Source organism: Kitasatospora fiedleri (assembly GCF_948472415.1).
GTDB classification, from domain to species: Bacteria; Actinomycetota; Actinomycetes; order Streptomycetales; family Streptomycetaceae; genus Kitasatospora; species Kitasatospora fiedleri.
In genome coordinates, this window is sequence record NZ_OX419519.1 from 1,818,188 (window position 1) to 1,838,125 (window position 19,938).

Below are 19,938 nucleotides of genomic sequence, written 5' to 3' on the forward strand. Positions count from 1 at the left end.
ACCCCGCCCTCCCGCGCCACGGCTGGTCCTTACGCGTCCTTTCCGCCCCGTTCGGCAGAATGCACCCGGGACGGCGATCGGAGACCGGTGGGCCGTGGACCGGTCCGGCGCGGCTGGTGGGCCGTGGCCGGTCGACCGTGGCCGGACCGGCGACCGCCGGACCGCGGAACGGGAGGACGGACGGGATGGCGGGAGCGGGATGCCCGGGCCGGGCCAGGTACTGCCTGGCCGCGATGGCCGTCGGCTGGGCCGGCAGCTGGCCGGCCCTGCACGCCGAGGGGAACGTCCAGGAGCTGCTGAGGCACTGCCTGAGCGGCCCCGGCGTCCCCTCGTACGCCATGCTGCTGGCCTGGACCGGGCTGCTGCTCAACCTGGCCGCAGTGGTCTGGGCGGTCCGGCTGGCCCACCGGACGCTGCGGGAGACCAGCCGGCCGATCAGCGCCGGGCGCGGCCTGCTGTTCGTGGCGCTGCCCTCGGCGCTCCTGATCGGGGCGTTCCAGTGCGCCGTCCTCCAGGACGCCGGCGCGCACCGCGGGCCGCAGCGCAGCCTCTGCGTGGGCGCGCCGTCCGGTGGCGCGCCGTCCGGCGGCGGGTGGGCGGGACCGGCAGGGGCCCGGCCGGTGGTCAGTAGCCGCAGGTGAAGCGCTCGCCGCGGTGGGCGGGGCGTTCGAGCTCGTCGACCAGGGCGACCGCGAGGTCCGGCAGCGAGACGGTGGACAGGCCGTCCGGGGCCGTCACCAGGGCGTCGGTGCCGGAGCGGTAGCGGCCGGTGCGCTCGCCCGGGAGCAGGCTCTGCGGCGGGCTGAGCACCGTCCAGTCCAGGTCGCGGACGGTGCGCAGGTAGTCCAGCGCCCGGCCGTGGGCGCGCATCAGCTCGAACTGGCGCGGCGGCACGAACGGGTCGTCCCAGAGCGGCGCGCCGGACCCGGCGGTGAGGCTGCCCGCGCTGCCGACCACCAGCAGGCGCGGGGCCGCGTCCGCGAGCTGCCGCAGCCCCGCGACCAGCGCGTGCGCGGCCGGCTCCACCAGCCGCCCCGGCCCGGGCCGTCCCCGCCGCCGACCGCGCTCACCACCGCCTCCTGCCCCTGCGCGACCCGCGCGACGTCCGCCGGGTCCAGCACGTCCCCGCGCTCCACCCTGATCGCCAGCCCCTGGTACTCCTCCGGCCGCCGCACCACCGCGGTCACCCGGTGGCCCCGGGCCAGCGCCTCGGTCACCACGCACCGACCGATCCCGCCGTTCGCCCCGATGACCGCGATCTGCATGCCCGACCAGCCTCGCTCTCCGCACCGCGAATCCGACGTTTCATCAGACCATGTGATCGGTCGGGGGCCTGGGAGGCTGCCACCGGGCGAGGGGAAGGCGGAGGACCGCTGCGCGGGGCCGGGGGCGCGGAACGAGGACCCGGGAGGCTGCCACCGGACGAAGGGAAGGCGGAGGACCGCTGCGCGGGGCCCGGGGGCGCGGGATGGGGAGTGAAGACGTGGAAGGCCGCCGCGAAGCCAGGGACACGGACGCCGCTGCGCGGGGCCGGGGGCGCGGAGCGAAGACCCGGGAGGCTGCCACCGGGCGGGGCCTCGGCGGGACCGGGTGGGACTCGGTGGGGTGGTGGCGGGGTGGGGTTCGGGGGTAGGGGTGGGGGGTCGGGTTGTCGGGTTGTCGGGCGGGAAGGGGTGGGGCGGGTGGACCGGCTGGTGGCGGATCTGATCGTGGAGGGGGCGGAACTGGAGGCGCTGGTGGGCGGGTTGGGGCCCGCCGGGTTCGCGGCGGAGACGCCGGCGGCGGGGTGGACGGTGGCGCACCAGGTGGCGCACCTGGCCTGGACGGACCGGTGGACGCTGCTGGCGGTGCGGGACCCGGCGGGGTTCGCGGCGGCGCTGGGGCGGGAGTTCGCGGACGGGGCGGCGGCGGTGGACCGGGGGGCCGCCGAGGGGGTCGGGGAGGACCCGGCGGCGCTGCTGGAGCGCTGGCGGGCGGGGCGGGCGGAGGTGGCGGCGGCGCTGGCGGAGGTGCCGCCGGACGTGCGGGTGCCGTGGTTCGGGCCGCCGATGAAGGCGCGGTCGATGCTGACGGCGCGGCTGATGGAGACCTGGGCGCACGGGCAGGACGTCGCGGACGCGCTCGGGGTGGAGCGCGTCCCGACCGACCGGCTGCGGCACGTCGCGCACCTGGGGGTCCGGACCGTCGGCTTCGCGTTCGCCGCGCACGGGCGGCCCGCGCCGGACGTCCCGTTCCGGTTCGACCTGCGCTCCCCCGGCGGCGAGTCGTGGTGCTGGGGCGCGGCGGACGCGGCCGACCGGGTGAGCGGCCCGGCGCTGGACTTCTGCCTGCTGGTCACCCAGCGCCGCCACCGCGACGACCTGGCGCTGACCGCGCGGGGCGAGGCCGCCCGGGCCTGGCTGCCGATCGCCCAGGCGTTCGCCGGGCCGCCCGGCGAGGGGCGTCCGCCCCGGCGGGGGTGAGCGCGTCGGCGAGGTGAGCAGGTCAGCGGGGTGCGCGGGTCAGCGGCGCAGGAAGCAGGGTTCCTGGCCGGGCATCGAGACGTACGAGCCGGTCTCCTCGTCGCCGCGGACCTGGAGGAGGACCACCCCGTTCGGGCCGTCGAGGCCGTAGCCGAGCGCGGTGACGCGCCGGCACAGGTCCAGGGCCTGCGCGCGGGCGGTGCCGGGCTCGACGTCGATCGTGACGGCGTTCCCCTGCCCCGGGACGTCGTCCGAGCCGGAGGGCCGGCGCAGGTAGGAGCCGTCGGCGACGTGCGGCAGGCAGCGGATCTCCTCCGGCAGCGACGTCGACCAGCCGCCGAGCCGGCTCTGGGTCGGGCTGGGCGCCGCCCCGCACGCGGCGCCGGGGGACCCGGTGGCAGCGGCAGCGGCGGTCGTGGTGGCGGCGGCGGTGGCGGGAGCCGTGGCGGCCGTGGTGGCGCTGGTGCCGGTGCAGCCCGCGAGGGCGAGCAAGGTGGTCGCACCGAGGGCGAGTGCGGTGGCGCGGGGGCTGGGCGTGCTTCTCCTCTGGTCCGTCCGCACCCTACCGACCGGGGCAACCGCTCTCCCGCCGCCCCCTACGCCGCCGGCGGCCCACCGGCCGCTACTCGGTGGCGAGTTCCGCGCGCGCCTGGTTCACCCAGCGGCGGACGCCGCGGGCGGCGGGGGCGTCGGTGAGGTCGGCGGCTTCCCGGAGGTGGGCGGCGGCGTCGTCCGGGCGGCCCTGCCGGGCGGCGAGGTGGGCCAGGCCGACGAGGTTCGCGGCGACGCCGGGGAGGAAGCCCAACTCGCGGCGCAGGCGGGTGGATTCCTCCAGGTGGGTGCGGGCCTCGTCGAGCCGGCCGGACAGGTGGGCGGCGATGCCGAGGTGGCGGCGGGCGTAGGAGACGGTCAGCCGGTCCCCGGCGGCGGTGGCGAGGGCGAGGGCGTGTTCGAAGGCGGGCAGGGCGGTGGCGGTGTCGTCCCGGACGACCTGGTGGAAGGCGCCGATCCAGAACCGGGCCTCGCCCTCGCCGCGGGTGTCGCCGAGGGCCCGGTACAGCCCGGCCGCGCGTTCGAACAGCTCCAGTTCCCGCTCGTCCGGGACCCGCTGTTCCAGGAAGCGGGCGTGGGCCACCCGGCCGCGGGCCAGCGCGAGGTCGGCCTCGACGGCGTCGAGGTCCCGGTCGGCCGCTGACAGGACGTCAGCCCTGCCACCGAACACGGCCTGTTCGTAGCGGAGTTGGGCTTTCTCGATCCGCGCGTCCATGGTCATGGGCCGATCGTAGCAACGATGTTCGAACGGCGGCCGTACGGTGCGGCGGCCGGGGCAGCTGGGGTGCTTTGTCCTAGATTGCCGGGTTATGGGAGACAGTGACGGGATCAGTCGGCGGACGGTGCTCAGGACGGCCGCCGTCGCCGGTCTCACGGCGGTGGCGGGCGGCGGGGCACGGGCGGCGGCAGCGGGCGCGGCGACAGCGGGGGGCTTTCCGCAGCCCGTGACGGCGTACCGGCGGCCGACGCCGGGACGGGTGCCGTCGGTGCTGGAGCAGGTGCTGGACGTCCGGTTCGCCGGGATCGACGTGCCGGGCCACGGGCGGATCACCACCCGCGCCTACAACGGGGCGCTGCCTGGCCCGACGCTGCGGGTGCGAGCCGGGGACACCCTGCTGCTCACCCACGTCAACGGGCTGCCGCCGAACCCGGCCGCGCCCGGCACCGGGGACGCCCGCGCCCACGGCGCGCGGATGCCGCACCGCCCCAACAGCTTCAACCTGCACACCCACGGGATGCACGTCTCCCCGTCCGGGCACGCCGACAACGTGCTGCGGGAGTTCGCGCCGCGCGCCGCCGAGGGCGATCCGGAGCCGCGCTACACCAGCGTCGTGCACGTCCCGGCCGACCACCCTGCCGGGACGTACTGGTACCACCCGCACCTGCACGGTTCCACCGCCGAGCAGCTCGCGGGGGCCTGGCGGGGGTGATCGTGGTGGAGGGCGACGTCGACGAGGTGCCGGAGGTCCGAACCGCCGCGGACCTGGTGGTCTGCGTCAACGAACTGAAGCTGCGCGACGGGCGGGTGCCCGCGTTCACCTCGAACACCTGGCTGTCCGGGGTGCCGTCGGTGTTCACCGTCAACGGCGCGGTCGGCCCGGTGCTGGCGCTGCGGCCGGGCGAGGTGCAGCGGTGGCGGCTGGTCGGGGCCACCGCGTTCACCGCGCTCACCCTGCAACTCGTCGGCGAGAACGGCACGTTGACCATGCACCGGATCGCCCAGGACGGGGTGACACTGCCCGCGCCGGTGGCCGCGCGGACGGTGGAGCTGGCGATGGGCAACCGGGTGGACGTCCTGGTCCGGGGCGGGGCGCCCGGGCGGTACGAGCTGCGCGCGGCGCGGGTGGGACAGCCGCTGCTGACCGTCGAGGTCGCGGGCGAGCCGGTCGACCCGCCGATGGGCCTGCCGACCGCGCTGCCGCCGGGCCGCCCCTTTCTCGACGAGCGGGAGGCCACCGGCCCCGGCCGGGAGGTGGTCTTCCACGCCGACCCCGGCGTCCTCCCGCAGCCGTTCCCGGACGCCTTCCGCATCCTGGGCAGCCACCCGACCCCGCCCGCGCACCCCGGCGGCGACCTGCGCCGCGACCCGCGTACGGCCTGTACGACCCCGGCTACGTCAACCACGTGCTGCCGCTGGGCCGCACCGAACGCTGGACGGTCCGCACCGGCGAGACCTCCCCCGGCTTCAACCACCCCTTCCACCTGCACACCAACCCGTTCCTGGTGACCCACCGCAACGGCGTCCGCCTCGACCCGCCGGTCTGGCACGACACCGTCGGCCTGGCCGGCGGACACCCCGGCGACGAGGTGACCTTCCTGGTCCGCTACGAGGACTTCACCGGCCACGCCCTCGCCCACTGCCACCAACTGCACCACGAGGACCTCGGCATGATGCAGGCCGTGTCGTACGTCGAACCGTGAACCACCCCGCGAGGGCCGCGCCCGCCTCAGCCTCGCCCCGGCGGCGGGGACGCGGGCCGCACCCGCTGCACCTCGCTCCACACGGTCTCCCGCGCGACACCGCCGTTGCGCGCCGGGGACGAGTACCGGTGCCCCCAACGGTCGCCCAGCGCAAGGGCCTCCAGCACCCCGTACTCGTCCGGCGCGGGGCCGTTCAGGCGCAGTTCGACCCGGTAACAGCTCCCGGTCCCGGTCAACCGCGCCTCCCCGCCACCGGCCCGGGCCAACCGCTCGGCGATCTCCCACGCCCGGACCCGGGCCTCCTCGTCCTCCTCCGGGACGTCGTCCCCCGCCGACGACTCGCCGGTGTACCGCACGTGCTTCCTCCGATGTCTCGTTCCGCGTGTCCGGCAAGGGCGTTCAGGCCGCGTCCGGCGCCCCGTCGGTGGCGGCGCTGACGACGCAGCGCGGGCACCCGCAGGGCGGCCAGATCAGCGCCGAGACCAGGGGCAGGCAGAACGCCTCGTCGCACGTGCGGTACGAGACCTGCGCCCGGGTGCCGTCGTCCCGCACTCGGTAGACCCGGATCGTCAACTTCGAGGAAGAGAAGGGGGGTTCGCCGGACAGGTCGCCCGCCGTCGGATCGTCCGGCTGATGCTGAGTGATCGTCATGATCGTTGCTCCATCGTGCAATTGCCCTCGGCGAGGGTCACTTTCCGCACTCCAAGCGTCACTGTTCGGCGCTAGGCTGAGAAGGCGGGGCACGTCCGCATGCGGAATGCGGAGATTGGGGAGCCATGGCAGCCCAGGAGAGGACGCTCCACCCGGAGCGCTCAGTACGTGACTTGTTCGGATTTCACCTCCGCCGGATGCGCAAGGAGCGGGGGCTCTCGCTCGTGGACCTGGCCGCAGAACTCATGCACGCCAAGACGGTCCTTGCCGACGTGGAAACGGCCGTTCGCCCGATTCCGCGCGAGCTGCCGAAGGAACTCGACGAATTCTTCGACGCCGGGGGGATTTTCGGACACCTGTACAAGCTCTCCTATTTGGAGGCTTTCCCGGACTGGTCGCGCCGGTTCATGGAACTCGAACCGCTCGCCTCCCAGGTGTGGGAGTACGCTGCCAGCTTTTTCCCCGGCCTGTGGCAGACCGAGGAGTACGGTCTGGCCGCGCTCCGGCTGGGGCTGCCGCGCGCCGACTCCGAGGAGATCGAGCGCGTCTGGTCCACCCGAGCTGCGCGGCAGTCCATCCTGCACGGCGACAGCCCGCCTTTCATGTGGGTCGTGCTGGACGAGAACGCCATCCGGCGGCAGGTCGGCGGCCCGGCGGTCATGGCACGGCAGATCGAGCATGTGCTGAGGCTGGCGGACGGACCTCACGCCGCCGTACAGGTGCTCCCGTTCTCGGCCGGGGCCCACGGAATGCCGAGTTCGATCACACTGCTCGACTTCCTCGACGCGCCGCGCGCCGTGTACGCGGAGGGGTACGGCACGGGTCAACTCCTGGAGTCCCCGGCCGAAGTACAGGCCGCCACCCTGGCCTACGATCATCTCCAGGGGGCAGCCCTGTCACCGAAGGAGTCGAAGGTGTGGCTCCGATGCACAATGGAGGAACTCCTAGCATGAGCACCGCGTTCCGCCCGTCCCTCACCGAGTGGCGGAAGTCCAGCTACTCCGACCCGCAGGGCCAGGGTAACTGCGTCGAGATCGCGGAGGCGTACGCCGCCTCCCACGGCGTAATCGCCATCCGCGACAGCAAGAACCCGACCGGCGAACCCCTCCTGGTGTCCGTCGACGCCTGGCACGCCTTCACCGCCGCCGTCAGCGCGGGCGAGCTCGGCTCGATCTGACCTCGCCCCGCCCCGCCGAGCCCCCTCCCGCAGGGGGCTTTCGGCCGTCCCGGCCGGGGCCGGCCCTCGGTGGTGCGTTCCCGGCGGGGAAGATACCGGTACGGGTGGAGGGAGCCGGGGTGCGGGGCTGGGGTGCGGAGGTGGCGGTGGTGTGCGGGTGTGGGGCGCGGGCGTGGCGGGAGGTGGGGCAGTCCGTTCGGGGTGGGCGGCTGTGCTGGGACGCCGAGTTGCGGTGTGCGGGGTGCGGGGGCGGCGGCTGCCTGGGTTTCGGGGAGGGGGACGCGCCGGGCTGGGTCCGTGGGCCGCTGCTGGAGCGGTACGGGCCGGTGGTGGTGCGGTTGGTCGATCCGGGGGCGGGTCGGGGTGCGGCGCTGCGGGTGGTGCGTGCGGCCTGGCCGGTGACGTTGTCGCAGGCCGTCGAGGTGTTGGGGCGGCTGGCCGGGGACGGGTTGGCGGGGACGCCGGGGGAGGCGGCCTGGCTGTGCGGGCGGTTGGCGGGGTAGGGGGTGGCGGCCGAGGCCGTGCCCGGTCCGGCGGGGGCGGACGGCGGGGGCGGACGGCGGGTGGCCGTGGGGGGTGCCCGGGTGAGGGTGGTGGGGGGTCAGTCCTGGTGGGGTTCGGTGGAGCGCCGGCGGTGGGCGGCGCGGGTGAACTGGCCGGTGCCGACGCGGGCGGCGAGGGTGTCGTCGGAGCCGGAGAGCAGGGAGCCGTAGCCGGTGGCGGCCCAGAGGCTGCGGTCGGCGGGGACTTCGAAGTAGGGGACGGTGCGGCCCTGGTCGCGGACGGCGAGCACCTGCGGGGAGCGGCGGGTCCTGAGGGCCTGGCCGCAGTCCGTGCAGACCGCGACGTCGACGCGTTCGCGGCGGCCGAGCGGGCGCCAGGTGGTGCGGCGGACGGCGGTGCCGTGCCGGGGGTCGAAGAAGCAGAGCGGCAGCCGGGGTTCGGGGGCGAGCGCGGCGCGGCCCTCGGCGGCCAGGGCGAGCACACCGGCCAGGTCGGGGATGCCGTCGGCGCCGTCCAGGACCCGGCCGGCCGCGTCGTAGGCGTCCAGGGCGCGGCCCAGGCCGGGGGCGGAGCCGTCGGCCTCGTCCAGGGCCGCGCCGAGGGCGAGCACCTCGTCGGCGGCCTGGCGGCGCAGCCCGGCCTCGTCGGCGGCCCGGTCGGCGGCGAACACCGCGTCGGGGAAGGTGAACGCGGTGTGCCGGGGCCGGCGGCGGCTGCGGGCGACCAGCGCGGCGCCGACCACCAGGGCGAGCACCAGCGCCGCGGCGAGCGCGAACGGGCCGGTGGCGGACGAGGAGGAGGGGGACGCGCCGGGGGTGTCGTCGGTGTGCGGGCGGGCCGAGTACTCGCGGTCGACCCGGTCCGCCTCGGCCTTGTAGACCTCGGTGCCCTGGCCGGTGGCGACCAGGTCGATCACCCGGCCGACCTTGGCGGCCAGTCCGGCGTCCTTGAGTTCCTTGAGCAGGCCGACGGCGTTGGCCGAGTCCCGGACCTGGTGGGTGTCGGCGGGCCACTCGAAGCCGTTCAGCCAGCTGCCGTAGTCGTCGCTGGTGACCATGATCAGCGGCGACTGGCCGAGGCGCTCCTGCACCACGGCGGCCATCGCCTTGGCGCTGCCGTCGAAGGCGTCGCCCTTCTGGAGCGGCACCAGCACGACCTTGACGGGCAGTCCGGTCGCGGCGATCTGCTCGGTGAGCTGCTGCTGCTGGGCGGGGGTGACGGCGGCGGCGAAGGCCGGGTCGACGTACACCGGGGAGGTCTTCAGCGCCTCGGCGATGCTCGCGCCGGTCGCCGTGGTGGCGGGGGTGGCGTCGGCCCGGGCGGGGGCGCCGGTACCGGCACCGAGCAGGGCGGCGCAGGCCAGCAGCAGGACGGCCAGCAGGCGGGAGACCGGTGGGTGGGAGACAGGTGGGTGGGAGGCCGGTAGGAGGCGAGAGGCTGCCCGCCCGGTGGGCACGATCGGCGCGGTCGCGGCGGTCGACGGGGTGCGGCGGTCACTGGACACTGGCGGACTCCCTGGCCCTGAGGATGAGTGCGTCGAGGCCCTCGCGCGCGGACGGCAGGACCTGCCCGGCCTGGTCCCAGGCGGTGCGGGTGCGGTCGTCCGGGCCGGGCGGGCGCAGCAGTAGCCGGTCGGCCTCGGCGCGGCGGGCGGCCAGCTCGACGGGGTTGCGGGTGGCGGCGCTGCGGCGGAGGGCGTCCCGGCAGTCGGAGCAGAGCTGGGCGGAGCCGGGGCCCAGGTCGACGGCGGGGAACCAGGTCGGGACCCGGCCGCCGTCGGCCGTGCCGTGCAGCGGGTTGAGCCGGCACAGCAGCGGGCCCCGGAGTCCGTGCAGGGCGTCGAACCCGGCCCGGGCGAGGGCGGTGGCGGCGGCCAGGTCGGACGGGTCGGCGGTGCGCAACCCGTCCGCGCCGACCAGGAGTTCGGCGGCGTCCAGGCAGTCCCAGGCGCGGGCCCGGCCGGGGGCGTCCTGGTCGACGGCGGCCAGCCGGACGGCGAGGGCGCGGACGTCCTCGTCGGCCCAGGCGCGCAGGTGGCGGGTGGACGGCTGGGCGGCGGTGCGCCTGGGGCCGGGGGCGTGCTGCGGGGCGGCCGGGGCGGCGGCCAGGGCGCGCCGGGAGCGGAGCACGGCCCGGCCGGCGGCGATCGCGGCCCAGGCGAGCAGCAGCAGGACGCCGTACAGCATCGCGCCGAGGATCAGGCCGCCGCCGAAGTCGTTGCCGAACAGCGGCGGCAGCTTGTTGCTGCGCAGTTCGGGCAGTTCGGAGCGGCCGTCGCCGGACGCCGGTTCGCCGGTGGGCCGGGCAGCGGCCACCTGGTCCAGGACGCTGTTGAGCCGGTCCGGGAGGCGCAGGTCGTCGGAGGTGGTGCTGCGGTCGGGGTAGCGCAGGTCGGCGCGGCGGAACCGGTTGGGGGCGTCCGTGCCGACGGGGCCGTACTCGGCGAGTTCGAAGTAGCCGCAGACCGGGTCGATCTGCACGTACACGCCGTCCCGGCCGGTGCGCTGGTGCACCTGGGCGAGCAGGACGGCGCCGTCGCCCTCGCTCTCGTCGTCGGAGTCGGAGGGGGTGAACAGCAGGTACACCGGGGTCTTGGCGGCGAGGTCGGCCACCCGCTGCCGGACGGCCGCGAGTTGGGCGGGCGTCAGCACGGTCGGGGCGGAGGCGTCCTGGTAGACGCCGTCGGCGGTGAGCGCGGCGGCGGCCTCGGTGGTGCGGGCCTCCAGGTCGGCCCGGGTGACGGTGAGGTCGGGGTCGTCGATGGTCTGCGGGAAGACCGCGGACGCGGCGAACACCACGCCGAGCACGGCGGCCACCGTGGCCAGCAGGGTCGCCGCGAGGACGCCGCGGCGCAGCGGCTCGGCGGCGCGGGCGGAGGCGGGGCGCTGCGCGGAGCCCTTCGCCGGGCCCTTCGCGGGGCTCTTCGCCGGACCCTTCGCGGTGCCCTTCGTCAGACCCTTCGCGGGGCCCTTCCCGGTGCCCTTCGCGGGCTTCTTGCCCAGGTCGACGGCCCCGGACCGCCGGCCCGGTGCGCCGGTCCGCCTGGTGGCGGGTCCGGTGGCGGGTCGGAGCGGGCGGCGGCGGGAGAGGCGCAGGCCGAGGGCGAGCAGCAGGCCGGGGAGGACCACGACGGCCAGGCCGAGCAGCAGGTTCTGGTTCTGGCGGTCGGTGGCGGAGATGTACAGCTGGGGGTAGTCGTCGTCGCGGCGTTCCGTCGCGCGCGCCTCGGCGGCGACCTGGTCCGCGTCCCGGACCACCCGGTCGGTGAAGGCGGTGAACCCGGCGAGCGGCCCGGCGTCGTACGGGGTCACGCGGTTGGCGATCCGGGCGGCGTCGGCGGCGGCCGGGAGGTCGACGCCGAACGCGGAGACGGTCAGGCCGCCGTACTCCTGCACCAGCACGTACAGGCCGTCGGCGCCCAGCCGGTCGTGCACCTGGGCGAGCAAGGTCCGGTCGGCGTTCGGCAGCACCAGGACGTAGGTCGGCACGCCGGTGCGCCGCGCGACGGCGGCGAACTGCGGGGCGAGCGAACGCGGCACCTGGCGCGGCAGGTCGGCGGAGATGTAGACCGGGTCCTTGCGCAGTTCGGCGGCCAGCCGCTCGGCCTGGGACGCCTCCGCGGGCAACTGCCCGACGGCGGGCGCGGGGGCGGAGGCGGGCGCGGCAGCGGTCGCGGAGGCGGCAGCGGTCGCGGTAGCCGAAGCCGCGGCGCTCGGGTCGGCTGCGGTGGCCGGGGCGGTGGCGGTGCCGAGCAGCGCCAGCGCGGCGAGCACGGCCGCGGCGGCCACCGGGGCTCCCGGGAGCACCGGTCGGGTCGGCCGTCTCCGGCCAGGTGTCCGCTGCTGTGTCCTCATGGGGCGCCTCCCGGTGGTTCGGCCGGTCACTTTACCCGCGCTTGATGGGGACGAGAACCGGTGCCCGTCGGTTCCGGATGGTTGGATCGGGGCGGCGGCGTCGCGACGGGCACCGCCGGACGGAGGGACGAGAACGATGAGCGGCGCGGCGCGGCCGGACGGCGGGCAGGACGGCAACGACGGCGGGCAGGACGGCAACGACGGCGGGCGGGACGGGCGGCACCCGGCGGACCGGCACGATCTGATCCGGGTGCACGGGGCCCGGGTGAACAACCTCAAGGACGTCAGCGTCGAACTGCCCAAGCGCAGGCTGACGGTGTTCACCGGGGTGTCGGGTTCGGGCAAGAGCTCGCTGGTGTTCGGGACGGTCGCGGCCGAGTCGCAGCGGTTGATCAACGAGACGTACAGCGCCTTCGTCCAGGGCTTCATGCCCTCGCTGAGCCGCCCCGAGGTGGACGTGCTGGACGGCCTGACCACGGCGATCATCGTCGACCAGCAGCGGATGGGCGCCGACCCGCGCTCGACGGTGGGCACCGCGACGGACGCCAACGCGATGCTGCGCATCCTGTTCAGCCGGCTCGGCGACCCGTACGTCGGCCCGCCGCCCGCGTTCTCCTTCAACGTGCCGACGGTGCACGGCGCGGGGGCGGTCACGGTGGAGCGCGGCGAGGGGGCGAAGGCCGAGCAGCGGACGTTCGGGCGGGCCGGCGGGATGTGTCCGCGCTGCGAGGGGCGGGGCAGCGTCTCGGACATCGACCTGCGGCAGCTGTACGACGGGTCGAAGTCGCTGGACGAGGGCGCGCTGACCGTCCCCGGCTACAAGCCCGGCGGCTGGAACTACCGGCTGTACAGCGAGTCCGGCCTGGTCGACCCGGGCAAGGCGATCGACGCGTACACCGAGCAGGAGCGGCACGACTTCCTGTACCGGGAGCCGACCCGGATGAAGATCGCCGGCATCAACATGACCTACGAGGGCCTGGTGCTACGGGTCCGGAAGTCGATGCTGGCCAAGGACCGGGCCGCCCTGCAACCGCACATCCGCGAGTTCGTGGACCGGGCGGTCGCCTTCACCACCTGCCCGGAGTGCGCGGGCACCCGGCTGAGCGAGGGTGCCAGGTCCGCGAAGATCAGGGGCCGCTCGATCGCCGACGCCTGCGCCCTCCAGATCAGCGACCTCGCCGACTGGGTACGGGAGTTGGACGAGCCGACGGTGCGCCCGCTGCTGGAGTCGCTGCGCCAACTGCTGGACTCGTTCACCGCGATCGGCCTCGGCTACCTCTCGCTGGACCGCCCCGCCGGGACGCTCTCCGGCGGCGAGGCGCAGCGGGTGAAGATGATCCGGCACCTGGGCTCCTCGCTGACCGACGTCACGTACGTCTTCGACGAGCCGACCACCGGCCTGCACCCGCACGACATCCAGCGGATGAACGGGCTGCTGCGGCAGCTGCGCGACAAGGGCAACACGGTGCTGGTGGTGGAGCACAAGCCGGAGACCATCGCGATCGCCGACCACGTGGTCGACCTCGGGCCGGGCGCCGGTGCGGCGGGCGGCGAGGTGTGCTTCGAGGGCAGCGTGGACGGGCTGCGCGCCAGCGGCACCGTCACCGGCCGGCACTTCGACGACCGGGCCGCGCTCAAGCCGGACGTACGCACCCCCACCGGCGCGTTGGAGATCCGCGGCGCGGACGCGCACAACCTGCGCACGGTGAACGTGGACGTGCCGCTGGGCGTGCTGGTGGTGGTCACCGGCGTGGCGGGCTCCGGCAAGAGCTCGCTGGTGCACGGCTCGCTGGTGAACGGCGCGGCGCTGGCCGGCGGGGTGCCGGAGGGCGTGGTGGCGATCGACCAGAGCCCGATCCGGGGCTCGCGGCGCTCCAACCCGGCGACGTACTCGGGCCTGCTGGAGCCGATCCGCAAGGCGTTCGCGAGGGCGAACGGGGTCAAGCCCGCGCTGTTCAGCGCCAACTCCGAAGGGGCCTGCCCGAGTTGCAACGGCGCGGGCGTGGTCTACACCGACCTGGGGATGATGGCCGGGGTGGCGACGGTCTGCGAGGAGTGCGAGGGCAAGCGCTTCCAGGCCGCGGTGCTGGAGTACCGGCTCGGCGGCCGGAACATCGCCGAGGTGCTGGCGATGTCCGTCGACGCGGCCGAGCGGTTCTTCGGCACCGGCGAGGCCCGCACCCCGGCCGCGCACACCGTCCTCAAGCGGCTGTCCGACGTCGGCCTCGGCTACCTGACGCTCGGCCAGCCGCTCACCACGCTCTCCGGCGGTGAGCGCCAACGCCTCAAGCTGGCCGCGCAGATGGCCGAGAAGGGCGGCGTGTACGTGCTGGACGAGCCGACCGCCGGACTGCACCCGGCCGACGTCGAGCAACTGCTCGGCCTGCTCGACCGGTTGGTCGACTCCGGCAAGTCGGTGATCGTGGTCGAGCACCACCAGGCGGTGATGGCGCACGCCGACTGGATCATCGACCTCGGCCCGGGCGCGGGCCACGACGGCGGCCGGATCGTCTTCGAGGGCACCCCCGCCGCGCTGGTCGCCGACGGCGGCACGCTGACCGGGCGCCACCTCGCCGAGTACGTCGGGCACGGCGCCGGCTGACCATCCGTCACCGACCGTCGCCGCCCGGTGCGTTCGCGCGGACGGCGGCGACGGTCGGCCACCGTACCGATCCCCTCCGTCACCCGTCACCGCCCCTCCATCACTCCCCCGCATCGCCTCGGCAAAGTTTTCATCCCGGGCAGGTGTTCCCCGCGACAGCGTCCCGGCCCCGGCCGAGAATGACAGCCGGTCTGCACGGGGCACGACAACGCGGGTACGGACGGTACCGGGTACGGGGGAATGAGCATGGCCATACAGCTGTCGCTGACCGAGCTGGACACCGAGCGCTGGGCGGGGCTGGAGACCGCGCACTGGTCCAGCCCCGCGACGATGGTGCCGCGGGTGCTGCACCGGCTGGCCGCCCCCGGGCCCGGGGGCGCCCGCCCCGAGGACTGCGAACTGCTGCACTGCCTCGTCCCCGAACCGGGCCGACCCGTCCCGTCCGCGACCCCCGTCGCCCTGCCGTTCCTGCTCGCCCTGGCCGCCGACCCGGCCACCGGCGCCGCCCGCGCCCCGCTCACCGCCCTGCTCGCCCGCCTGCTGCGCGCCGCCCCCGACCTGCCCGAACGGCACCGCTCGCACGCCCTGCCGCTGCTCACCGACCCGGACCCGGCGGTCCGCCGCGCCGCCCTCCCGCTCGCCCCCGACCCGGGCTGCCTGCTCGGCCTGTGGCGCACCGAGGCCGACCCGTCCGTCCGGCTCTCCCTGCTGCTCGCCCTCGCCCCCACCGGCACCACCGGCGCCCGCGCCGTCCTCGCCGAGACGCTCACCGAGGACCACCCGGCGCTGTACGTCGCCGCCGTGCACGGCTCCGCCGCCTACGACCCCGACCTGCCGGTCCGCCACCTCGACCGGCTGCTCACCCTGCTCACCGACCCCGCCCTGCGCCCGTGCTTCGACGACGTCTGGTACCCCCCGCACCACTGCGAACCGCTCACCCGCGAGCACCTGCTCTGGTCGGTGTACGGGCTGCTGGCACACCGCCCCGACCTCCAGTCCGACCTCCCCCGCCACCTGCTCGCCGCGGCCGACCGCACCGGCGACGGGCGGCTCCGCCGGGAGTCCCTCCAGCTCGCCCGACACCACGCGCCCTGACCGTCCCGTTTCGTCTCTCAGCCCGGCAGCGGCTGTTCCACCGCCCGGGCCAGCGCGGCCCGCAGCCGGGTGAGCCGGGCGATCTCCTCGTCCAGCGCGGCGATCCGCCGCCGGACGACCGGCCCGCCGGAAGCGCTCCCGCACCGCCGGGACGGGTCGGCGACCAGCAGGTCGAAGGACTCGGCGTGGCCGCGCAGGTCCTCGATGGTCAGCCCGAGCGCGAGCAGCCCCCGGATCACCCGGACCCGGGCCACGTCCGTCCCGTCGTAGTCCCGCTGCCCCCCGGCCGTCCGGGCCGGCGGCGGCATCAGGCCGCGCTCCTCGTACAGCCGCAACGCCCTGGGCGTCGCTCCGGCGGCCGCCGCCGCGTCCCCGATCCGCATCCCCGCGCGTCCTTCCTCCCCATGCCACCCCGTCAAACCCCACCACCGGACGGTTGTTCCCGCCACCCGCGCTCGGCGGCGAGGGCGGACGGGGCGGCGGAGGACGGGACGGCGGTGCACCCCGCGAGGGACGGCGGAGGACGGGACGGCGACGCACCCCGCGAGGGACGGCGGAGGACGGGACGGCGGCGCACGGGACGGCGGTGCACCCCGCGAGGGACGGCGGAGGACGGGACGGCGGCGCACCCCGCGAGGGACGGCGACCCGCACGACGCCCGGCGGACCACCGGCCGCCGCGCGGAGGCGGCGCCCCCGGCTCAGGCGCCGGATCGGGTCGGCGACGGGCCGGGGGGACGACGGCGAGAGCTGCGCGAGCGGCCCGTCCGACAGCGGCCGGGACGGCGGACCGCACATCGCCGCCACCCGCCGCCCGCCACAGCTCCCGGCCCGCCCAGCCGCGCCGCGCCGGGTCGGGTCGGCGACCTGCATCCGGTCTGTCGGCCTCGTCCTCCCGGGCGGCCGGGCGGCCGGGCGGCCGGGCGCCGCGTCCCCGGCTGCGTCCCCGGCCCCGGCTCCGGGGCCTGCGGCTCCCTCTACCCCAGTTCCACCAGGACCGCGCCGAAGTACCGGCCCTCGATCATCTCCTGGAACGCCTGCGGGGCCCGGTCCAGGCCGGTGATCCGGGTGTGCGGGAAGGTGATGGCGCCGGTGCGCAGCCACTCGCCGAAGCGGGGCAGCCACTCGGCTTCCGCGGCGGCGTGTCCGTCGTTCGCGTAACCAGCCAACCGGACGCCCTTGAGGATGAGCGGGAAGGCGTCCAGGCGCAGCGGGGCGCTGCTCCCGGGGGTGCCGTCGAGCTGGTGGGAGAGGACGCCGATCAGGGCGGCGCGGGCTCCGGGGCGGGCGGCGGCGAGGGCGGCCTCGGCCTGGTGGCCGCCGACGGTGTCGAGCAGGAGGTCGATGCCGTCGGGGGCGGCCTCGGCGAGTTGCCGGGCGAAGCGTTCGGCCCGCTCCGGGCCGGGCGTGCGTGCGTCCACGAGCACGGCGTCGTAGCCGAGTTCGCGCAGCCGCTCGGCCTTGGCCGGGGAGCCGGTGGTCCCCAGGACGGTCCCCGCGCCGAGCAGGCGGGCGGTCTGGCCGGCCAGCGTGCCGACGGCGCCGGCCGCGCCGGTGACCAGCACGGTGTCGCCGGGGCGGACGGGTGCGGTCCGGGTCAGCGCCCCGTACCCGACCGCGCCGGGCGACAGGTGGGCCGCCGGGTCCGGCAGGTGACCGCCCAGCGGGGTGAGCGCCGCCGGGTCCGCCACCGCGTACTCCCGCCAGCCCTGCACGTGCGCGACCAGGTCGCCGGGCCGCAGCCCGCTGCCCGCCGGGGCTTCGACCACCTCCCCGACGGCCGGTCCGAACAGCGTCTCCCCCGGTCCGATCCCGGGGAACGGCGTCCCCGGCGGGGTGTCGCCGAGCAGCGTCGCCAGGCCGGGGAAGAGCACGAACCACCGGTTGCGCAGCAGCACCCGGCCCGCTCCGGGCTCCGGCGCGGGCGTCTCCACCACGACCAGGTCGGCGGCGACCGGACGGCCCTGCGGGAGACGGGCCAGCCGGACCTCCCGGACGGTTGCGGGCACACTCATGACGGCTCCTCGGGGAGGGCCCGGCGGACGGCCGGGCGGGCGGGCGGAAAGTGCCGGAACGGTAGTCCCTGCCCCACGGGTCAGGGTCAAGGACCCGGGTCTCCCACGGGCCGCGTCCGCGCCGGGACGGGACGCGCCGCGCCGCACCGGGACGGGACGCGCCACGCCGCGCCGGGGCGGGCCGTCAGGTGTCGGTGGCGGCTGGCAGGCTGGCCCGATGAGTGAACCCACCACCTCGCCGCAGAACTTCTCCCCCGCCTGGTCCGAGACCGCGGGCCGGGCCGATCCGCCGCTGGTCGGCGACGAGCGGGAGATCCTGCTCGCCTACCTGGAGTTCCACCGCGAGACCTTCGCGCTCAAGTGCGCAGGCGTGCCGGCCGAGCGGCTGTCCGAGTTCCTGGTGCCGCCGTCCGGGCTGACGCTGCACGGGCTGGTGCGGCACCTGGCCGGGGTCGAGCAGTGGTGGTTGCAGATCCAGTTCGCCGGGGACGAGTCCCGCCCGCTGGTGTACTACTCGGACGACGACCCGGACCAGGACTTCGAGCACCTCGACGGGGACTTCGAGCAGGCCCTCGCCACCTGGCGCGCCCAGGTGGAGGTCTCCCGCCGGATCGTCGCCGACGCCCCCTCGCTGGACGCCACCGGCACCCACAAGGCGACCGGGCAGCCGGTCTCGCTGCGCCGCGTCCTGGTGCACCTGCTGGCCGAGTACGCCCGCCACAACGGGCACGCGGACCTGCTGCGCGAGCGGATCGACGGCGCCACCGGGTACTGACCGGCCCCGCGCGGCCCCCGGCTACCGACCGGCCCGGTACCGGTCCGCGCGGTACCGGCCCCGCGCTGCCCCCGGCTACCGACCGGCCCGGTACCGACCGGCCCGGTACCGGCCCGCGCGGTACCGGGTGCCGGGGGGCTCCGGAGGCACCGCCCGGAGCCTCCCGGGCGGGGGTTGTAGCCTGGTGGGGTGCTCCTACTCGTCAGTCGTCGCCACGTGGACCTGCTCCGCGTCACGAGCATGTCCTGTCGACGCTCCGGCTGACCGCACCCCCGCTCGACCCCCTCTCCCGGCCCCCGCCCTCCCATCCGGACGCGCGGGCCCCCGTCTCCCCCGGCCCGCCCGGCGCGACCCGCCGTCCCCCGCCGGGGTCTTCACCACCGCGGACGCACCCCCATGACGCAGCAGCACCCCACCTCCCTCCCCGTCATCGACCTCTCGCTCGCCGACGGCTCCCCCGCCGACCGGGAGCGCCTGCACCGCGACCTGCGCGCGGCGGCGACCGGTGTCGGCTTCTTCCAGCTCACCGGGCACGGCGTCACCCCCGCCGAGACCGCCGCGCTGACCTCCGCGATGCGGGCCTTCTTCGCCCTGCCCGAGGCCGACCGGCTGGCGGTCAGCAACCTGAACTCGCCGCACTTCCGCGGCTACACCCGCACCGGCGACGAGCGCACCGGCGGCCGCCGCGACTGGCGCGACCAGCTGGACATCGGCCCCGAGCTGCCGCCGCACGTCCCGGCCCCGGGCGAGCCCGCGTACTGGTGGCTGGAGGGCCCCAACCAGTGGCCCGCCGCGCTGCCGGAGCTGCGCACCGCCGCCCTGCACTGGATCGACCGCCTCGACGGCGTCGCCCGCCGGCTGCTGCACGCCCTGCTCGCCTCGATCGGCGCCCGCCCCGACTTCTACGACGACGCCTTCGCCCCGCACCCGCACCTGCGGCTCAAGCTGGTCCGCTACCCGGGCAGCGCCCCAGACGGCCCGCCGCAGGGCGTCGGCACCCACAAGGACTACGGCTTCATCACCCTGCTCCTCCAGGACACCGTCGGCGGCCTCCAGGTCGAGCGCCCCGACGGCACCTTCCTGGACGTCCCCCCGCTGGACGGCGCCTTCGTCGTCAACCTCGGCGAGCTGCTGGAGGTCGCCACCGACGGCTACCTCAAGGCCACCTCGCACCGGGTGGTCTCCCCGCCCGGGGCCCGCGAGCGGTTCTCCGTCCCGTTCTTCTACAACCCCCGGCTGGACGCCCACATCACCCCGCTCGACTTCCCGCACGCCCACCACGCCCCCGGCGTCACCCAGGACCCTTCGAATCCCCTGCACGCCGAGTTCGGCGTCAACGAACTGAAGGGCTACAGCCGGGCTCACCCCGAGGTCACCAGGCGTCACCACGCCGAGCTGCTCCCGCTGGGCTGACCACCGCCGCCCGCGCGGTCCGGGCCCCGGGGTAGGCTCCCCGCGCTGATCGGGCCCGACGGGGAGGGGCGGGGCATGACCGCGTACGACCACTGGTTCCGGCTCGACCTGGAGGTGACCGGCACGGCCGGCGGCCGGGCCGGGCTGCGCGCGGGGCTGGAGGCCCACGGCTGGGTGGTCACGGTGCTGGACGAGGACGGGCCGCGCCGGGCCCGCTGGCTGGTGGAGGCCGGGGTCACCGGCGCCCGGGCCGGGGCGGCCCTCGCGGTGCGGCTCACCCTGGCCCGGCTGGTCGGGCGGAGCCCGGCGGAGGCCGACCTGCGGCTCCAGGAGCCGGTCCACCGCCAGGAGCCGCCGCGCGGGCGGTACACCGTCCGGCGGCCGGTCCCGGGGCCGGTCCGGTGGCGTCCGCTGCTGG

21 protein-coding genes and 1 pseudogene are annotated in these 19,938 nt (G+C 76.2%); 12 read left to right on the forward strand and 10 right to left on the reverse strand.

Going from position 1 to position 19,938, the window contains the following annotated elements; genetic code table 11:
* Positions 1 to 185: 185 nt before the first annotated feature.
* The gene (locus tag QMQ26_RS08685) at positions 186 to 641 is read left to right on the forward strand and encodes a hypothetical protein (RefSeq protein WP_282205307.1); all 456 of its coding nucleotides are present in this window, start codon (positions 186 to 188) and stop codon (positions 639 to 641) included.
* Here the strand turns inward: QMQ26_RS08685 and QMQ26_RS37400 are convergent.
* Entirely contained in the window at positions 625 to 1,026 is a 402-nt protein-coding gene (locus tag QMQ26_RS37400; protein WP_318552220.1) for an NAD(P)-dependent oxidoreductase, read from the reverse strand. The genes QMQ26_RS08685 and QMQ26_RS37400 overlap by 17 nt on opposite strands.
* 77 nt (positions 1,027 to 1,103) lie before the next feature.
* Positions 1,104 to 1,265 (reverse strand): annotated as a pseudogene (locus QMQ26_RS37405) (NAD(P)H-binding protein); the annotation flags it as partial.
* 429 nt (positions 1,266 to 1,694) lie between these two features.
* Between QMQ26_RS37405 and QMQ26_RS08695 the strand changes: the two are divergent.
* Positions 1,695 to 2,462 (forward strand): TIGR03084 family metal-binding protein, encoded by a 768-nt coding sequence (locus QMQ26_RS08695; RefSeq protein WP_404814097.1) that lies wholly within the window; start codon positions 1,695 to 1,697, stop codon positions 2,460 to 2,462.
* Positions 2,463 to 2,501: 39 nt separating this feature from the next.
* Here QMQ26_RS08695 and QMQ26_RS08700 read toward each other — a convergent pair whose 3' ends face one another.
* The gene (locus QMQ26_RS08700; RefSeq protein WP_282205309.1) at positions 2,502 to 3,023 is read right to left on the reverse strand and encodes a hypothetical protein; all 522 of its coding nucleotides are present in this window, start codon (positions 3,021 to 3,023) and stop codon (positions 2,502 to 2,504) included.
* A gap of 61 nt (positions 3,024 to 3,084) precedes the next feature.
* The gene (locus QMQ26_RS08705) at positions 3,085 to 3,735 is read right to left on the reverse strand and encodes a tetratricopeptide repeat protein (protein ID WP_282205310.1); all 651 of its coding nucleotides are present in this window, start codon (positions 3,733 to 3,735) and stop codon (positions 3,085 to 3,087) included.
* A 265-nt stretch (positions 3,736 to 4,000) separates the two neighbouring features.
* Here QMQ26_RS08705 and QMQ26_RS08710 point away from each other — a divergent pair, with 265 nt between their 5' ends.
* The 3 genes from QMQ26_RS08710 to QMQ26_RS08720 are packed head-to-tail and all read left to right on the forward strand — an operon-like array spanning position 4,001 to position 5,435.
* The gene (locus tag QMQ26_RS08710; protein WP_282205311.1) at positions 4,001 to 4,444 is read left to right on the forward strand and encodes a multicopper oxidase domain-containing protein; all 444 of its coding nucleotides are present in this window, start codon (positions 4,001 to 4,003) and stop codon (positions 4,442 to 4,444) included.
* The gene (locus QMQ26_RS08715; protein WP_282205312.1) at positions 4,441 to 5,241 is read left to right on the forward strand and encodes a cupredoxin domain-containing protein; all 801 of its coding nucleotides are present in this window, start codon (positions 4,441 to 4,443) and stop codon (positions 5,239 to 5,241) included. The genes QMQ26_RS08710 and QMQ26_RS08715 overlap by 4 nt, the downstream gene beginning before the upstream one ends.
* A complete protein-coding gene (locus tag QMQ26_RS08720; protein ID WP_282205313.1) occupies positions 5,139 to 5,435 on the forward strand; it encodes a multicopper oxidase domain-containing protein in 297 nt (98 codons plus the stop codon). Before QMQ26_RS08715 ends, QMQ26_RS08720 begins: the two co-directional genes overlap by 103 nt.
* Positions 5,436 to 5,461: 26 nt before the next feature.
* Here the strand turns inward: QMQ26_RS08720 and QMQ26_RS08725 are convergent, their stop codons facing one another.
* Positions 5,462 to 5,791, reverse strand: coding sequence for a hypothetical protein (locus tag QMQ26_RS08725; protein WP_282205314.1), 330 nt, complete (start codon positions 5,789 to 5,791; stop codon positions 5,462 to 5,464).
* A 43-nt stretch (positions 5,792 to 5,834) separates the two neighbouring features.
* Complete coding sequence (locus tag QMQ26_RS08730; protein WP_282205315.1) at positions 5,835 to 6,086, reverse strand: hypothetical protein; 252 nt, start codon at positions 6,084 to 6,086, stop codon at positions 5,835 to 5,837.
* A 197-nt stretch (positions 6,087 to 6,283) separates the two neighbouring features.
* On the opposite strand from QMQ26_RS08730, the gene QMQ26_RS08735 reads away from it, so the two are divergent.
* Positions 6,284 to 7,039 carry a DUF5753 domain-containing protein gene (locus tag QMQ26_RS08735; protein ID WP_282205316.1) on the forward strand — a complete coding sequence of 252 codons (756 nt, stop codon included), beginning with the start codon at positions 6,284 to 6,286 and terminating at the stop codon, positions 7,037 to 7,039.
* The gene (locus tag QMQ26_RS08740) at positions 7,036 to 7,263 is read left to right on the forward strand and encodes a DUF397 domain-containing protein (RefSeq protein WP_282205317.1); all 228 of its coding nucleotides are present in this window, start codon (positions 7,036 to 7,038) and stop codon (positions 7,261 to 7,263) included. The genes QMQ26_RS08735 and QMQ26_RS08740 overlap by 4 nt, the downstream gene beginning before the upstream one ends.
* A gap of 601 nt (positions 7,264 to 7,864) precedes the next feature.
* On the opposite strand, the gene QMQ26_RS08745 is transcribed toward QMQ26_RS08740, so the two are convergent.
* A complete protein-coding gene (locus QMQ26_RS08745) occupies positions 7,865 to 9,271 on the reverse strand; it encodes a hypothetical protein (protein WP_282205318.1) in 1,407 nt (468 codons plus the stop codon).
* Complete coding sequence (locus tag QMQ26_RS08750; RefSeq protein WP_282205319.1) at positions 9,261 to 11,555, reverse strand: hypothetical protein; 2,295 nt, start codon at positions 11,553 to 11,555, stop codon at positions 9,261 to 9,263. Before QMQ26_RS08750 ends, QMQ26_RS08745 begins: the two co-directional genes overlap by 11 nt.
* 202 nt (positions 11,556 to 11,757) lie before the next feature.
* On the opposite strand from QMQ26_RS08750, the gene QMQ26_RS08755 reads away from it, so the two are divergent.
* Both QMQ26_RS08755 and QMQ26_RS08760 read left to right on the forward strand, forming a co-directional pair.
* Positions 11,758 to 14,223: an excinuclease ABC subunit UvrA gene (locus QMQ26_RS08755; RefSeq protein ID WP_282205320.1), complete on the forward strand. Its 2,466-nt coding sequence runs from the start codon at positions 11,758 to 11,760 to the stop codon at positions 14,221 to 14,223.
* Positions 14,224 to 14,469: 246 nt separating this feature from the next.
* Positions 14,470 to 15,318: a HEAT repeat domain-containing protein gene (locus QMQ26_RS08760; RefSeq protein ID WP_282205321.1), complete on the forward strand. Its 849-nt coding sequence runs from the start codon at positions 14,470 to 14,472 to the stop codon at positions 15,316 to 15,318.
* A 17-nt stretch (positions 15,319 to 15,335) separates the two neighbouring features.
* Here the strand turns inward: QMQ26_RS08760 and QMQ26_RS08765 are convergent, their stop codons facing one another.
* Together QMQ26_RS08765 and QMQ26_RS08770 are read right to left on the reverse strand one after the other, a co-directional pair.
* Positions 15,336 to 15,701 (reverse strand): MerR family transcriptional regulator, encoded by a 366-nt coding sequence (locus QMQ26_RS08765; protein WP_282205322.1) that lies wholly within the window; start codon positions 15,699 to 15,701, stop codon positions 15,336 to 15,338.
* Between the two features lie 593 nt (positions 15,702 to 16,294).
* Positions 16,295 to 17,332, reverse strand: a complete 1,038-nt coding sequence (locus QMQ26_RS08770) for an MDR family NADP-dependent oxidoreductase (protein WP_282205323.1) — start codon at positions 17,330 to 17,332, stop codon at positions 16,295 to 16,297.
* Between the two features lie 217 nt (positions 17,333 to 17,549).
* Between QMQ26_RS08770 and QMQ26_RS08775 the strand changes: the two genes are divergently transcribed.
* From QMQ26_RS08775 to QMQ26_RS08780, 3 genes are all read left to right on the forward strand, one after another.
* A complete protein-coding gene (locus QMQ26_RS08775; RefSeq protein WP_282205324.1) occupies positions 17,550 to 18,107 on the forward strand; it encodes a DinB family protein in 558 nt (185 codons plus the stop codon).
* Between the two features lie 189 nt (positions 18,108 to 18,296).
* Positions 18,297 to 18,371, forward strand: coding sequence for a putative leader peptide (locus tag QMQ26_RS38215; protein WP_354644872.1), 75 nt, complete (start codon positions 18,297 to 18,299; stop codon positions 18,369 to 18,371).
* 132 nt (positions 18,372 to 18,503) lie between these two features.
* A complete protein-coding gene (locus QMQ26_RS08780) occupies positions 18,504 to 19,520 on the forward strand; it encodes an isopenicillin N synthase family dioxygenase (protein WP_282205325.1) in 1,017 nt (338 codons plus the stop codon).
* Positions 19,521 to 19,938 lie beyond the last annotated feature (418 nt).